16 protein-coding genes are annotated in these 13,439 nt (G+C 70.6%); 4 read left to right on the top strand and 12 right to left on the bottom strand.

The genetic code is table 11. From position 1 onward, the window contains the following. Positions 1-16 precede the first annotated feature (16 nt). Complete coding sequence (locus tag V6M45_RS11685) at positions 17-1,684, top strand: putative bifunctional diguanylate cyclase/phosphodiesterase (protein ID WP_332656618.1); 1,668 nt, start codon at positions 17-19, stop codon at positions 1,682-1,684. Positions 1,685-1,688: 4 nt separating this feature from the next. On the opposite strand, the gene V6M45_RS11680 is transcribed toward V6M45_RS11685, so the two are convergent. Then, on the bottom strand, positions 1,689-2,255 hold the full coding sequence (locus V6M45_RS11680; protein ID WP_332656616.1) for a YqgE/AlgH family protein: 567 nt from the start codon (positions 2,253-2,255) through the stop codon (positions 1,689-1,691). A 127-nt stretch (positions 2,256-2,382) separates the two neighbouring features. Here V6M45_RS11680 and V6M45_RS11675 point away from each other — a divergent pair, with 127 nt between their 5' ends. After that, on the top strand, positions 2,383-2,868 hold the full coding sequence (locus tag V6M45_RS11675; protein WP_332656614.1) for a peroxiredoxin: 486 nt from the start codon (positions 2,383-2,385) through the stop codon (positions 2,866-2,868). Between the two features lie 63 nt (positions 2,869-2,931). After that, the gene (locus V6M45_RS11670; RefSeq protein WP_332656612.1) at positions 2,932-3,381 is read left to right on the top strand and encodes a very short patch repair endonuclease; all 450 of its coding nucleotides are present in this window, start codon (positions 2,932-2,934) and stop codon (positions 3,379-3,381) included. Here the strand turns inward: V6M45_RS11670 and V6M45_RS11665 are convergent. From V6M45_RS11665 to V6M45_RS11645, 5 genes are all read right to left on the bottom strand, one after another. Next, the gene (locus V6M45_RS11665) at positions 3,339-5,264 is read right to left on the bottom strand and encodes an ATP-binding protein (protein WP_332656610.1); all 1,926 of its coding nucleotides are present in this window, start codon (positions 5,262-5,264) and stop codon (positions 3,339-3,341) included. The two genes, V6M45_RS11670 and V6M45_RS11665, sit on opposite strands and share 43 nt — an antisense overlap. 65 nt (positions 5,265-5,329) lie before the next feature. Next, positions 5,330-6,367 (bottom strand): quinone-dependent dihydroorotate dehydrogenase, encoded by a 1,038-nt coding sequence (locus V6M45_RS11660; RefSeq protein WP_332656608.1) that lies wholly within the window; start codon positions 6,365-6,367, stop codon positions 5,330-5,332. Further along, positions 6,358-6,714, bottom strand: a complete 357-nt coding sequence (locus tag V6M45_RS11655) for a DUF952 domain-containing protein (RefSeq protein WP_332656606.1) — start codon at positions 6,712-6,714, stop codon at positions 6,358-6,360. The genes V6M45_RS11660 and V6M45_RS11655 overlap by 10 nt, the downstream gene beginning before the upstream one ends. Next, on the bottom strand, positions 6,711-7,214 hold the full coding sequence (locus tag V6M45_RS11650; RefSeq protein WP_332656604.1) for a SixA phosphatase family protein: 504 nt from the start codon (positions 7,212-7,214) through the stop codon (positions 6,711-6,713). The genes V6M45_RS11655 and V6M45_RS11650 overlap by 4 nt, the downstream gene beginning before the upstream one ends. A gap of 49 nt (positions 7,215-7,263) precedes the next feature. After that, positions 7,264-8,004, bottom strand: coding sequence for a class I SAM-dependent methyltransferase (locus V6M45_RS11645; RefSeq protein WP_332656602.1), 741 nt, complete (start codon positions 8,002-8,004; stop codon positions 7,264-7,266). A 44-nt stretch (positions 8,005-8,048) separates the two neighbouring features. Here V6M45_RS11645 and gloB point away from each other — a divergent pair, with 44 nt between their 5' ends. Further along, entirely contained in the window at positions 8,049-8,777 is a 729-nt protein-coding gene (gloB, locus tag V6M45_RS11640) for a hydroxyacylglutathione hydrolase (RefSeq protein ID WP_332656600.1), read from the top strand. A 7-nt stretch (positions 8,778-8,784) separates the two neighbouring features. Here gloB and V6M45_RS11635 read toward each other — a convergent pair whose 3' ends face one another. The 6 genes from V6M45_RS11635 to V6M45_RS11610 form a co-directional block, all read right to left on the bottom strand. Beyond that, the gene (locus tag V6M45_RS11635; RefSeq protein ID WP_332656598.1) at positions 8,785-9,525 is read right to left on the bottom strand and encodes a DUF4908 domain-containing protein; all 741 of its coding nucleotides are present in this window, start codon (positions 9,523-9,525) and stop codon (positions 8,785-8,787) included. Between the two features lie 99 nt (positions 9,526-9,624). Next, positions 9,625-10,350: an acetoacetyl-CoA reductase gene (gene phbB, locus V6M45_RS11630; RefSeq protein WP_332656597.1), complete on the bottom strand. Its 726-nt coding sequence runs from the start codon at positions 10,348-10,350 to the stop codon at positions 9,625-9,627. A gap of 147 nt (positions 10,351-10,497) precedes the next feature. Further along, entirely contained in the window at positions 10,498-11,556 is a 1,059-nt protein-coding gene (locus V6M45_RS11625) for an NAD(P)-dependent alcohol dehydrogenase (RefSeq protein ID WP_332656596.1), read from the bottom strand. 62 nt (positions 11,557-11,618) lie between these two features. Next, positions 11,619-11,990 carry a GFA family protein gene (locus V6M45_RS11620; RefSeq protein ID WP_332656595.1) on the bottom strand — a complete coding sequence of 124 codons (372 nt, stop codon included), beginning with the start codon at positions 11,988-11,990 and terminating at the stop codon, positions 11,619-11,621. Beyond that, a complete protein-coding gene (locus tag V6M45_RS11615) occupies positions 11,987-12,739 on the bottom strand; it encodes a DUF72 domain-containing protein (protein ID WP_332656593.1) in 753 nt (250 codons plus the stop codon). The genes V6M45_RS11620 and V6M45_RS11615 overlap by 4 nt, the downstream gene beginning before the upstream one ends. A gap of 24 nt (positions 12,740-12,763) precedes the next feature. Next, entirely contained in the window at positions 12,764-13,351 is a 588-nt protein-coding gene (locus V6M45_RS11610) for a TetR/AcrR family transcriptional regulator (RefSeq protein ID WP_332656591.1), read from the bottom strand. Positions 13,352-13,439: the final 88 nt, after the last annotated feature.

Here is a 13,439-nt window from a genome sequence, read left to right as displayed (position 1 = left end):
GGACCGGTCACGCGTTTTGAATACTCGCTCCAGAAGTCTGGCCTGGGACGCGACGACCGCCATTGAGGCGCTGGCCGCCGCCGATTCAGCGCTGTGGATCTGGACCCCGTCCGACGACCAGATGCGCTTCACCGGCGCGACCCGTTCGCTGGGCCTCGGTCCGCTGGCGCCGGAGTGTTCGGGCGCCGCCTTCACCGCCGTGGCCGTGCCGTCCGACCGTTCGCTGGCCGAGCGCATCCTCAAGCCCCAGGCCGAGGGGACCGAGGTCGCCGTCCGCCTGCGCATGCGCGATTCCGAGACCTGCCTGTGGCGCGGCGTCTGGCTCGAGGACGGCCTGCGCGCCGCGGGTGTGGTGGCGCTCGAGACCAAGTTCGCCGCCTCGCACCGCGATCATCTGACCGGCCTGCTGGACCGCCGCACCTTCCTGACGCGCGCCGGAGAGACCCTGACCCAGCCCGGCGACTATGAGCTGGTGGTGGCGGACGTCGACCGTCTGCGCCGCCTCAACGAGGCCCTCGGCCACGAGCGCGCCGACCTGGTGCTGGCCGCGCTCGGTTCGCGCCTCAACGGCGCCTTCGCCCAGGAGGCCAACCCCGCCCGCGTCGGCGAGGACGAGTTCGCGGTCATCGTGCCGCGCGGCTCCGGCGCCGCCTCCGAGCGCCTGCGCGAGGCGCTGGAACAGCCGCTGAGGGTGGCCGGCTTCGACATCTATCCGACCGTCTCGATCGGCGCCGTGGCGGCCGAGGGCGGGCCGGACGCCTCCGATCCCGCCGAGCTGCTGCGCCGCGCCGAACTGGCCGTCGAACAGGCCAAGACCGCCGGGCGCGGCGGGGCCGCCGCCTATGGCCGGGCGCTGGAGTCCGACAGCCTGTCCCGGCTGGCGCTTGAGGCCGACCTCCGCAACGCCTTCGTGCGCGGCGAGATCGAGCCCTTCTACCAGCCGATCGTCAATCTGGTGACCGGGGCCGTGGCCGGGTTCGAGGCCCTGGCCCGCTGGCGTCATCCGCAGCGTGGTCTCGTGCCGCCCGATGAATTCCTCGGTCTCGCCGACGAGATGGGCCTGATGAATGATCTGGGCCTGATGATGATGACCCAGTCGGCCCGGCAGCTGGCCGAATGGCTGGCCCGGCATCCGTCGGCCGGCAAGCTCTTCTGCAGCGTCAATCTGTCGGTCGGCGAGATCGAGCGGGCCAATCTGGTCGAGGACGTGGCGCGGATCATCGCCGACGCTGGCCTGCCCAAGGGCGCGCTGAAGCTCGAGGTCACCGAGGGCGACATCATGCGCGACACCTCGCGCGCGGCGGACACCCTGACCCGGCTTCGCCAGGCGGGGGCCTCGCTGGCGCTTGACGACTTCGGCACCGGCTTCTCGTCCCTGACCTGGCTGGCCAAGCTGCCGTTCGATACGCTGAAGATCGACCGCTATTTCGTGCTGACGATGGACACCGACGAGGGCTCGGCCAAGATCGTCAAGTCGGTGGTCAACCTCGGTCGCGACCTGTCGCTGGAAGTGGTCGCCGAGGGGGTCGAGAACGCCGGCCTGGCCAAGCTTCTGCTGGACGCCCAGTGCCACTACGGCCAGGGCTTCGGCTACGCCCCGGCCCTGCCGGCGCAGGAGGCCGAGGTCTATCTGAACGAGTCGCTCGCCGACGGAACCGCGCCGATCAAGGCGCGCTCGGCCTGACGCATCAGGCGCGGCCGCTCTGTCCCGACAGCTGCGCGGGGTCGATGCCCAGCCCCGCCACGGCGCGGGCCCATTTGGTCTCATAGTCCGGATCGAAGATCAGCTCGGCGTCGCCGTCAGCGGTGAGCCAGACGTTCTCGCCGAGCTCCTCCTCCAGCTGGCCCTCGCCCCAGCCGGCGTAGCCGAGCAGCAGCACGGCGCGGCGCGGCCCGGCCGGATCGACCATGGCCGCCAGCGCCTCGCGCGTGCCGGTCATTGCGAGGCCGTCGCCGAACGCGAGCGACGCGTCCTCGACCAGCCAGTCGTCCGTATGCAGCACAAAGCCGCGCTCACGTTCCACCGGCCCGCCGACCAGCACCGGCCGGTCCGAGGCGGAGTCCGGGGCGGAGGTCTCCAGCTTGCTGAGCACCTTCTTCAGATCGACGCCCGGCGCCGGGCGGTCGAGGCGAAGGCCCATGGCGTGGTCCGGACGGTGAGCGCAGACGAGAATGACGGCGTGCTCGAACCGGGGGTCGCTGATGCCGGGCATGGCCACCAGCAGCCGTCCGGCGAGGGAATGGAAATCGGCCATGCTTCTATCATCGGGATGGCGCGCCGCCGGCGCAAGGCCGCTGCGTCCCGGGCAGAGGTTGGCGCGGCCCCCGGCAAGGCCTATCTGGACCGTGAGACAAACCTCAGACCCTCTTCCGGAGCCTGCCATGACCGTCCAGATCGGCGACCGCATCCCCTCGGCCACCCTGACCCGCGCCACCGACGACGGTCCGAAGCCCGTCTCGACCGACGAGATCTTCGCCGGCAAGACCGTGGCCCTGTTCGCCGTGCCGGGCGCCTTCACCCCGACCTGCTCGGCCAAACACCTGCCGGGCTTCAAGGACCACCGCGACGACCTCGCCGGCAAGGGCGTCGACACCGTCGCCTGCCTGTCGGTCAACGACGCCTTCGTCATGGGAGCCTGGGCCGACAGCCAGGGCATCGGCAAGGACGAGATCGTCATGCTGGGCGACGGCAACGGCGACTTCACCCGCGCCCTCGGCCTGTCGATGGACGCCAAGGGCTTCGGCATGGGCGAGCGCTCGCAGCGCTATTCGATGATCGTCAAGGACGGCGTGGTCGAGCAGCTCAATGTCGAACAGCCCGGCGAGTTCAAGGTCTCGTCGGCCGAACATCTGCTGACGCAGCTCTAGAGGGCGCTATCGCTCGCCGCGCGGCGGCTCGCTGCCTGAGCGCATGGTGAGCGCGGATTGCCGATGACCACCGACGTCTTCACGCCCGAACAGCGCAGCGCCGTCATGCGGCGGGTGAAGGGTCGCGACACCGGGCCGGAGCTGGCCGTGCGGCGCATCCTGCGTGCGGCCGGCCTCGGCTACCGGCTGGGCGGGCAGGGCCTGCCCGGACGCCCCGACCTGGTGATGAAGGGCCGGCGCGCGGCGGTGTTCGTGCACGGCTGCTTCTGGCACGGGCACGGCTGTCCCCGCGGGGCCCGCCAGCCCAAGGCCAACGCCGCCTACTGGACCGGCAAGATCGAGCGCAACCGCGCCCGGGACGCGGCGGCGCGCGCCGCGCTGGAGGCCGCCGGCTGGCGCGTCGTGACGGTGTGGGAGTGCCAGATGAAGGCGCCGGACTTCGCCGACCGGCTGGTGGCCGTCGTGCGGGGTCAGGCCGCGGCGGTCTCGACGGGCGCTTCGGCCTCCGTCTGATCCATCGTCATCACATGGGTGATCGCCCCCAGCAGCATCGGCGGGGTGATCGGCTTGGGCACGAAATAGGTCATGCCGGCGTCGGTGCAGGCGGCGATGTCCTCCGGCGCCGTATCGGCCGTCACGGCGATGATCGGGACGAGGGCGTTGGGACCGTCGCCATCGCGGATGCGGCGGGTCGTCTCGCGTCCGTCGAGCTCGGGCATGCGGACGTCCATGAAGATCAGGTCGAAGCTGGAGGTCTCGCAGATCTTCAGCGCCGCCATCCCGTCGGCCGCCGTGGCGACGTCACAGCCCAACGGCTGCAGGATCAGCTGGATGGCCCGGCGGTTGATGTCGTGATCGTCGACGATCAACACCCGCATCGGGCGGCCCTCATCCTCCTCCTCTTCGGCGGACGCCGCCTCGGCCTCGACCGGTGCGGGCGAGTCCGTCAGCGGCTGCGCCAGCGGCGCGGGCGACGCGGGGCTGGACGGGCGGTTGGACAGGGAGCGGGCGACGGCGTCCCGGCTTTCCTGATCGAGCGCGGGGGCGATGACCGCACCGGCCTGGGCGGGTTCGAGCCGCAGGGCGAGGGTGAAGCTGGCGCCATGGCCGACGCTGCTACGCGCGGTCAGACGGCCGCCCATCAATTCCGCCAGCTGGCGGCTGATCGAGAGCCCCAGGCCGGTGCCGCCGTGGCGGGCGCTGACTCCGTCGGCGGTCTGGTCGAAGGGGGTGAACAGCCGGACCAGCTGTTCGCGCGTCATGCCCGGCCCGGTGTCGGCGACCTCGATCAGCACGGCGTGGCCGCCGGTGTCTTCGGCCCAGACCTTGAACCGAAGGGTGATGGAGCCCTCGGTCGTGAACTTCATGGCGTTGGAGATCAGGTTGTTCAGCACCTGTCGCAGCCGCATCGGGTCGCCGCGCACCGCCGTGGGCACCGTGGCCGCGCCCTCGATCCGCAGCTTCAGGCCCTTGGCCCGGGCGGGGCCGCGCCACAGCCGGGTGGTCTGGTTCAGCAGGTCGCGCAGGTTGAAGTCGACCGCGTCCACGGTCATGTGCCCGGCCTCGAGCTTGGCGTGGTCCAGGAGGTCGTCCAGCAGCGCCTTCATCATGAAGCCGGCGTCGCTGATCAGCCGGGCCTGGGCCCGGGCGGAGCTGTCGTTTGCGCCCCGCTCCAGTTCCGCGGAGCCCGTCAGGATGGCGCTGATCGGGGTGCGCAGGTCATGGCCGACCGCGGCGAGGAAGGCGCTGCGGCCCTCCATGATGCGCTCGGCGTCGGCGCGCTTGTCCTCGGCCTCGATCCGCGCGGCGGTCTCCGAGATCCGGGCCTGGTTCATCCGTTTCCAGGTCGACAGGCAGTAGGTGATGAACACCCCGACCGCGATCGCCGCCGCGGTCACGAAGGCCGGAGATGCGCCGTAGGCGGCCATGAAGAAGGGCATCGAGCCCAGATAGAGGAACTGCGGCGTCACCGTCAGCACGAGCACGGAAGTCGAGCGCGGGGCGTTGATCATCGAATAGATCGCCCCCGCCGACAGCAGCATGGAGGCGCAGATCCCGCCCATGGCGCCGCCGACGATCCAGAGCGGAATCGCAAGGCTGCCGAAATAGCTGGCGTTGATCAGCAGTAGGGCGTCGCCGGCCAGCCGCCGCAGGCCGCGCAGCCGCTCCGTCTTGCCGTCGTTGATCGGGCCGAAGATCCACAGGTCGATCAGCTGGACGAGGAAATAGCCCAGAACCCAGCCGGCGCTGAGCGTCCAGCCGAGCAGGGGGCTGAACACCAGGGCGCTGGCCGCGGCCATGCCCAGTCGCTGCAGCAGCGCCTTGCGGCGCTGGCGGATGGCGACGGCCCAGCTGTCGAGAGCGGCGGCAGGCATGTCGACTGTGGCGATCGCCATGCGGCTCCCCCGAAACGGGCGTACTCGCCCTTGGCGCATCATCCCCTGCTTGCCCTAACGCTCCGTCAACGGGCGCTTCCGACGGCCTCCGCGGCGGTGGAAAAACCGTCGGCCCTGAGGCGGGCGGCGAGGTCGCGCTTGATCCGCCCGACAAGGCCGGGACCCTCGTAGACCAGGGCGCTGTAAAGCTGCACCGCCGAGGCCCCGGCGCGGATGCGGTCATAGGCCTCGGCCCCGGAATCGATCCCTCCCACCGCGATCAGCGGCAGGCGGCCCGCGGCCGCTTCGGCCGCCGCGTTCAGGGCGGCCCGCGCCCGCGGCTTGAGCGGCGCCCCGGACAGCCCGCCGGCCTCGCCCCGATGCGGCGACAGCAAGGTCTCTGGCCGGTCCAGAGTGGTGTTGGAGACGATCAGGGCGTCGAGACCATGATCCAGCCCCGCCTCGACGATCAGGCCGATTTCCGACGCCGTCAGGTCGGGTGCGATCTTGAGGAAGACCGGCGTCCGGTCGCCCGCGCGGGCCTCCGCCAGCCGTCCCAGCAGGTCGTCCAGGGCGGCGCGCCCCTGCAGGTCACGCAAGCCGGGCGTATTCGGCGACGACACATTGACCGTGACGTAGTCGGCCAGGCCCCTCAGCCGCGTCAGCCCGGCGACATAGTCGGCGGCCTTGTCTTCCGTCTCCTTGTTGGCTCCCAGATTGGCGCCGATGACGGTTCCGCGCGGGCGCCGGGCGAGGCGGTCCGCAAAGGCCTCAAGCCCCTCGTTGTTGAAGCCCATGCGGTTGATGATCGCCGCGTCCTCCGACAGGCGGAACAGGCGGGGGCGGGGATTGCCCGGCTGCGGCCGCGGCGTGACCGAGCCGCATTCGACGAAGCCGAAGCCCAGCCGCGCCAGCCCGCGCAGGGCCTCGCCGTTCTTGTCCAGACCGGCGGCCAGCCCGACCGGATTGGACAGGGGCAGGCCCGCGACCGTCGTCGTCAGCACGGGATCGTCCGCGGGGGGCGCCGGCAGGGGAGCGACCTTCAGCGCCAGGATCGCCAGACGATGGGCCGTTTCCGGATCGAGGCGGCGCAGGACGGCGGCGCCGATGTCGCTCAGGCCCATGTGCGCCCTCCGTCGTCGAAGGCCGGCGTCCCGTCGGTCTGCACCGACAGGGCGCGTTCGGACAGCGCCGCCGAAACGGGCAGGGCTCCGTACAGATGCGGGAACAGGTCGCCCCCCCGCGACGGCTCCCACCGCAGCGCATCGCCCAACGCGGCCGTATCCACCGCGACCAGCACCAGTCCGTCGCGGCCCGCATAGTGCCGCCGCGCGGTTTCCGCCAACTGGGCGGCGGTGGACATGTGGATGTAGCCGTCGGCGTGGTCGACGGCCGAGCCCGCATAGGCCCCCGCGGCGCGGGCCGCCTCCCACTCGCTCCGGTCCACCAGCTTGTAGGCTGTGGCGGTCATTCGGCGACGAGATCGCGGGGCTGCAGGTAGCCTTCAAGCGTGCGACGGCCCGCTGCGTCGACGCCGAACACGGCCGCGGCCCCGGGCGGGAAGCCGCCGCTCATGCGGTCCAGCGCCGAAGGCGAGGCGGCGCTCTCGATCAGATATTCCACCGCCAGCAGGTGGACGCCCGGATTGTGCGCCACCAGCATCAGGCAGCCGGCCTCGTCCTCGGCGTTCTCGACCAGGCGGCGCAGGATGTCGGCCCCGCCGTTGAACAGGGCCTCGTCGTCGCGGATCTGCACGTCGCCGAAGGCGTCGTGCAGCAGGTCCCAGGTCTGGCGCGTCCGCGTCGCGGGCGACACCAGCGCCAGGTCCGGCTTCAGGCCGCGCGCGGCGAGGGCCCGCCCCATGGCGGCGGCGTCGCTGCGGCCGCGCGACGACAGGGCGCGATCACGGTCGCGACCGGAGCCGGCGGCCCGTTCGGCCTCGGCGTGCCGCATCAGGATCAGTCTCTGCATGCCCGCCCTTTAGGGCCTGCGGGCCCGGCTGCAAAGCGCCCGCGGGTCGTCAGGAAGGAACCCGTCCGCTGCGCGAGGCCGGCTGCGGCCGGAGGGCGGGCGCCCGCACCTTGGCAGTGGCCACGGCGCTCCCGGGATGCACCCGCGCATAGGCCTGCCGCGTCGCCTCCAGCAGGATGACCCCGGCGGCCCCGGGCAGGATGCGCCGGCCGATCTGTTCGAACCCGTCCGCGAACGGCAGCAACGGCCCCCAGGGCGGCACATAGAGCGTCTGCGACCAGGCGGTGGGCTCCAGCCCGGCGTCGCGGACCAGCCGCTCCAGCTGCCGCCGTGTGAACGGGCGGCCATGGCCGAACGGGGTCGCCTCCACCCGCGACCACAATCCACCCCGGGCCGCGGCGATCAGGATGATGCGACCGGCGGGAGACAACGCCCGCACCGCCTCGGTCAGCAGGCCGGCCGCGTCCTCCGCCTCTTCCAGCGCGTGAACCAGAAGGATGCGGTCGAAACTGCCCGCCGCGAAGGGCAGGCGGCGGTCATCGACGAGGACAGTGCGGTTGCGGCCGGCGGCCGGCCACAGCTCCACGCCCTGTCCGCCGGGCATGGCCGCGACGACCCGGCGGGCTCCGACGAAGGCGTCCAGCCACGGCGTCGCATAGCCGATCCCCAGCACGTCGCTGTTGGCCGCCTCGCCCCAGGCGTCCTCCAGCCGCCGCGCCAGCAGGCGCCGGGCCAGAGCGCCCGCCGGCTCGCCGTAGAAGGTTCGAAGTTCCTCGATGCTGCGCCGCATCCGGTCACCATAGGCCCCGCAGGTGTCGACTGCTAGGATGCGGCATGCCCCTCGACGTTCGCCTGTTCCCCTGCCTGTCCGACAACTACGGCTTCCTGCTGCGCGACCCCGCCACCGGCGCCGTGGCCACGGTCGACACCCCGGACGCCGACGCCATCCTGGCGGAGCTGGAGCGCTCGGGCTGGGGCCGGCTGGACCTGATCCTGAACACCCACTGGCACCCGGATCACACCCAGGGCAATGCGGCGCTGAAGGCCGCCACCGGCTGCGAAATCGTCGGTCCGGAGGAGGTGCGCCGGGCGGCCCCGCTGGACCGGGCCGTTCGCGGCGGCGACGTGGTCCGGCTCGGCGAGATCGCGCTGGAAGTGACCGATACGCCCGGCCATACGCTCGGCCATGTCGTCTACCGCGACGCGGCGGGCGGACACGCCTTCGTCGGCGATACGCTGTTCGTTCTCGGCTGCGGCCGGCTGTTCGAGGGAACGCCGGAGCAGATGTGGGACAGCCTGCAGAGCCTCGCGGCCTGGCCTGACGAGACCACGGTCTGGTGCGCCCACGAGTACACGGCCGCCAACGCCCGCTTCACCCTCAGCCTCGATGACCGGCCGCAGATGGCCGCCCGGGCCGCGGCGGTGTTCGCCGCGCGCGAGCGGGGCCAGCCCACGGTCCCGACCACGATCGGGTCCGAGAAGGCCTTCAACCCTTTCCTGCGCGCCGCCGACGCGGCGGATTTCGCCGCCCGGCGCGCGGCCAAGGACGGTTTCGCGGGCTAGCCCGGCGTCAGGGCAGGATGGCGCGGATCACCCGGGCCGAGGACGGCCGACCGGCCATGCCTTCGCGCGGATTGACGACGACGGTCAGCCGGCCGCGCGCATAGGTCACGCTGGTGCGCGAGCCCTCAATGACGGTGATGCTGCGCAGGTCGGCGACGTACTGGCGCGCGGTCGGCGAGCGGGCGATGCGGATGACCGCCTCCGTGGTGACGATCAACGCCTCGACGCACAGGGATTCCGACTGGTCGCCTTCCAGGTTGACCTCGACCAGCCGACCGACGACCTCGCTGACCATGGCGCTGCGCTGGGCCATCAGGCGGAACAGCAGGATCGGTCCAAGCGTCGGCGGCGTCAGGCTCTGGCCGGAGCCGGTGAAGGAGGCGGGCGAGCCGCCGGGCGCGCGCGGCGTATAAACGGTCATGCCGCCGTTCGGGGTCACCCTCAGGACCTGCTCGCCGGCGTCGTTGCGATAGATGACGTCCCCGCGCGGCGCGGCGCTGGGCCGCAGCACCCAGGTCTCGTCGCGACGCTCGAAGCGCAGCAGCGGATGGCGGCCCGAGCGGTCGAGAATGAAGCCTTCCCCGGACTCGGTCACATAGCGCCCGACCGGCGGTAGGGTCGGGGTCGACGGACCACGGTTGCGCAGCGTCCGGCTCTGTTCGGCCTGGGCGTTGCTGCGGTTCTGGGCGGCGGCTTCGGAGGCGATGGGCAGCAGCGACAGGCCCACCGCCGCGAAGGCGATCGCCATCGCGGCCGGAAGCGGCGTCCGCGCCGTTCTGACCCTTGCCGTCAACTCCATGGGCTCTGTCGTGGAATCGCTGCGCGGCGGATTTTGGGCGGACGGCCCCTAGCCGACCAGATACTGACCGCCGTTCAGCGACAGGGTGCACCCTGTGACATATCCGGCACGCTCGCCGGCCAGCCATGACACCATGTCGGCGATTTCCTCGCCTTTTCCGAGTCTTCCGACGGGTATCTGGGCGATGATTCCGGCCAGGACCTTCTCGTCCATGGCCCCCACCATCTCGGTGTCGATGTAGCCGGGGGCGATACAATTCACCGTGACCCCCTTGCGGGCGTTCTCCAGCGCCAGGGCCTTGGTGAAGCCGATCATGCCGGCCTTGGCCGCGGAATAGTTGGTCTGGCCGATCTGGCCCTTCTGGCCGTTGATCGAGCTGATGTTGACGATGCGGCCGAAGCCGCGGTCGCGCATGCCGTTGATCACCTGGCGCGTCATGTTGAAGACGCTGTCCATGTTGACGCGGATCACGTCGGACCACTGGTCGGCGCTCATCTTGTGGAAGAAGCCGTCCCGGGTGATGCCGGCGTTGTTGATGAGGATGTCGATCGGACCCAGCTGCGCCTCGACCTCGGCCACCGCCCGCTGGCAGTCCTCGAACGAGCCGACGTTGCCCTTGACCACCATGACGCCCAGTTCGCGGGCCGTGGCCTCGGCGGCCTCGACATTGCCGGAATAGCCGGCCGCCACCTGCAGGCCGTCTTCCTTGAGGCGCTGTGCGATCGCCTTGCCGATGCCGCGGGTGCCGCCCGTGACCAGAGCCACTCGTGCCATGTTCGTTTCCCTGTCCTGCATGGCCCGCTCTGACGGAGGGCCTTCGTCGACAGGTGTAGCGGCGGCGGGGTCGAGGGTCGAGGGGCGAGGGTCGAAGCGCGAGACCGCATGCTTGCGGCCCGGTCATCCGCCCTCGCCCCTTCGCGCCTACATGCGGGCCATGTCGATGACGAACCGGTAGCGCACGTCGGATTTCTCCATCCGGGCGTAGGCCTCGTTGATCTGGTAGGGGGCGATCGTTTCGATGTCGCAGGCGATGCCGTGCTCGGCGCAGAAATCCAGCATCTCCTGGGTCTCGCGGATGCCGCCGATCAGCGAGCCGGCGATCCGGCGCCGGCGCCACAGCAGCGGCATGGCGTAGATCGGCAGGCCTTCGGTGGTCAGGCCCAGCATGACCATGGTGCCGTCGCGGGCCAGCAGGTTCACATGGCCGGCGATCTCGTGCGTGGCCGAGACGGTGTTGATGATCAGGTCGAATTTCTCGCCCGCCGCCTTCATCGCCGCCTTGTCGGAGTTGATGAGGAAATGCTTCGCGCCCATCCGCTCGGCGTCGGCCTTCTTGCGGTCCGAGGTCGACAGCACCGTCACCTCGGCGCCCATGGCGGCGGCCAGCTTGACCGCCATGTGGCCGAGACCGCCGAGGCCGATCACCGCCACCTTCGAGCCCGGGCCGACGCCCCATTCCCGCAGCGGGCTGTAAGTCGTGATCCCGGCGCACAGCAGCGGCGCGGCAGCGTCCAGCGGCAGGCTGTCGGGAATGCGCAGCACATAGTTCTGGTCGACGGTGATGCGATCGGAATAGCCGCCCTGGGTGATCGTCTGGCCCACCGCGGCTCCCTTGGGATCGGCCGAGCCGTAGGTCTGGGTCATGCCGGGGACGCAGTACTGCTCCTCGCCTTCAAGGCATGCGGGGCAGGCGCGGCAGCTATCGACCATGCAGCCGACCCCGACCCGGTCGCCCTCGCGGAAGCGGGTGACATTGGCGCCCACGGCAGTGACCACGCCGGCGATCTCGTGGCCCGGCACGATCGGATAGCGGGTGCCGCCCAGGTCGTTCTTCACGACGTGCAGATCGGAGTGGCAGACGCCGCAGTATTTGATCTCGATGGCCACGTCGTCCGGGCCCGGATCGCGGCGGTCGAAGCTCCAGGGCGACAGCGGGGCGTCGGCGGCGGTGGCGGCGAAGGCGCGGGTGGCGATGGGCATGACAGGTCCTCGGGGGCGGAGCGTTCAGGGTCAGGTGCTTACGGAGACGCGAACCCGCAAGGTCACCAGCCGTTGCGGCCGTCGATGGTACGGACGGGAACGGCGTCCAGATCGAAGTCGTCGAACAGGCGGGCGTTCACGGTGATGCGCGCCGGCCGGTCCTCGCCCTCGTCCGTCGTCCAGGCCCCGGATTCGGCGAACACGGCGCAGCCGCACGTCGTGCAGTGATGGAAGGTCATCATCCGGTCGCCCCACTGGTAGGCGGCGAGGGTCTCCGGGGTCAGGTCCAGCGCGACCTCGCCGGGGGCATAGTAGGCGGCCAGCGTCCCCCGTTTGGTGCAACTCGAGCAGTTGCAGTGCGTCACGGTTTCGGGGGCCGGCGCCGCGAACTGCTGGGCCCCGCAAAGGCAGCTGCCGCGGATCCGGGTGGTCACGGGTTCAGCTTCGCGATCAGCGCCTGCGCCGCCGCCGGATTGCGAACCTTCGCTCCGGCGATGAAATAGGCGAACACGTCGCCGCGCTTCGCCCAGTCCCGCGTCCGGGCGGCGATGCGGTCCAGTTCCTCCGAGGTCATGCCGGTCGGCTCGTCCTCGCGGCTCGACATCAGCCGGGCGTAGGTGAAGTCGGCGGTCGGCTGGTCGATGCGCGGCCACTCCGGCGCCTCCTCGTCCTCGGCGTAGACGATGGCGACCCCGTATTTCGCCGCCAGATCGTAGAACTGCGGCGTATCGAAACTGGCGTTGCGCACCTCCAGCGCGTGGCGCAGCCGCAGTCCGTCCTTCTCCTTCGGCAGCAGCTTCAGGAAGCCTTCGAAGTCGACCGGATCAAACTTCTTGGTCCCCATGAACTGCCAATTGATCGGTCCCAGCTTGTCGCCCAGCGCGGTCAGTCCCTGATCGAGGAACCGCCCCATCGACTCGCCCATCTCCGACAGCACCTTGCGGTTGGTGCAGTAGCGGCTGGCCTTGACCGAAAAGACGAACCCCTCGGGCGTCTCGTCGCGCCACTTCATCCAGCTGTCCGGCTTGAAGGTCGAATAATAGGTGCCGTTGATCTCGATCGAGGTCAGGGCGCGGGAGGCGAACTCCAGCTCCTTCTTCTGGCTCAGCTTGTCCGGATAGAAGAGCCCGCGCCACGGCTCATAGGTCCAGCCGCCGACGCCGACTCTGATGCTGCCCGTCATGGTCTTCTCCCTGTCAGGCCAGACCTAGGCATGTGCGGCCGACGCCACAAGCATCCGGTAGGCCGAGGTCGCCTGGGCCCGGGCGGTCTCGTCGTCCAGCAGGCGGCGCGAGTGGCCGTAGGCCAGGACGATGCCCTTGAACTGGAACACCAGCACTTCCAGCGCGGCGTCGTCGGCGTTCGGATTCAGGGTCCGGAACTCGCGCTTCAACACCTTGGCCCAGCGCACCTGGCTGGCCTTCAGCGTGTCGCGCAGCGGCCCCGGCTGGTCGTCCAGCTCCATGGCGGCGGCCTTCAGGGGGCAGCCCCCCGGCCGGTCCTCGCCGTCGATCCAGTCCAGCTCGCCCTGGAAGATGCGGTCCAGCCGTTCGCGGCCGGCCGGCAGCGGCTCGGCCGGCCGCCACACCGCCTCGGTGAAACGCTCGATCATGGCGTCGACCACCTCGGTCTGCAGCGCCTCTTTCGACTGGAAATGCTTCAGCACCGCGCTCTTCGACACCCCGGCCGCGCTGGCGACGTCCTGCAGACTGACGGCCGCCAGTCCGCGCACGGTCACCTGGGTCATCGCCTCGTCGATCAGCCGGGCGTGGGTGGCGGCGCCTTTGGGCGGCATTGCGAACGTCTCCAGATAAAAAGTGTCCGACCGGCTACTTTCATATTGACACGAAGTGACCGAGCGGTCACTCATATGTGCACGGTCG

Source organism: Brevundimonas sp., from assembly GCF_036676055.1.
In the GTDB taxonomy this organism is placed as follows: domain Bacteria; phylum Pseudomonadota; class Alphaproteobacteria; order Caulobacterales; family Caulobacteraceae; genus Brevundimonas.
Note: the sequence above shows the minus strand (reverse complement) of the source record. Positions and strands in the feature narration are given on the sequence as shown.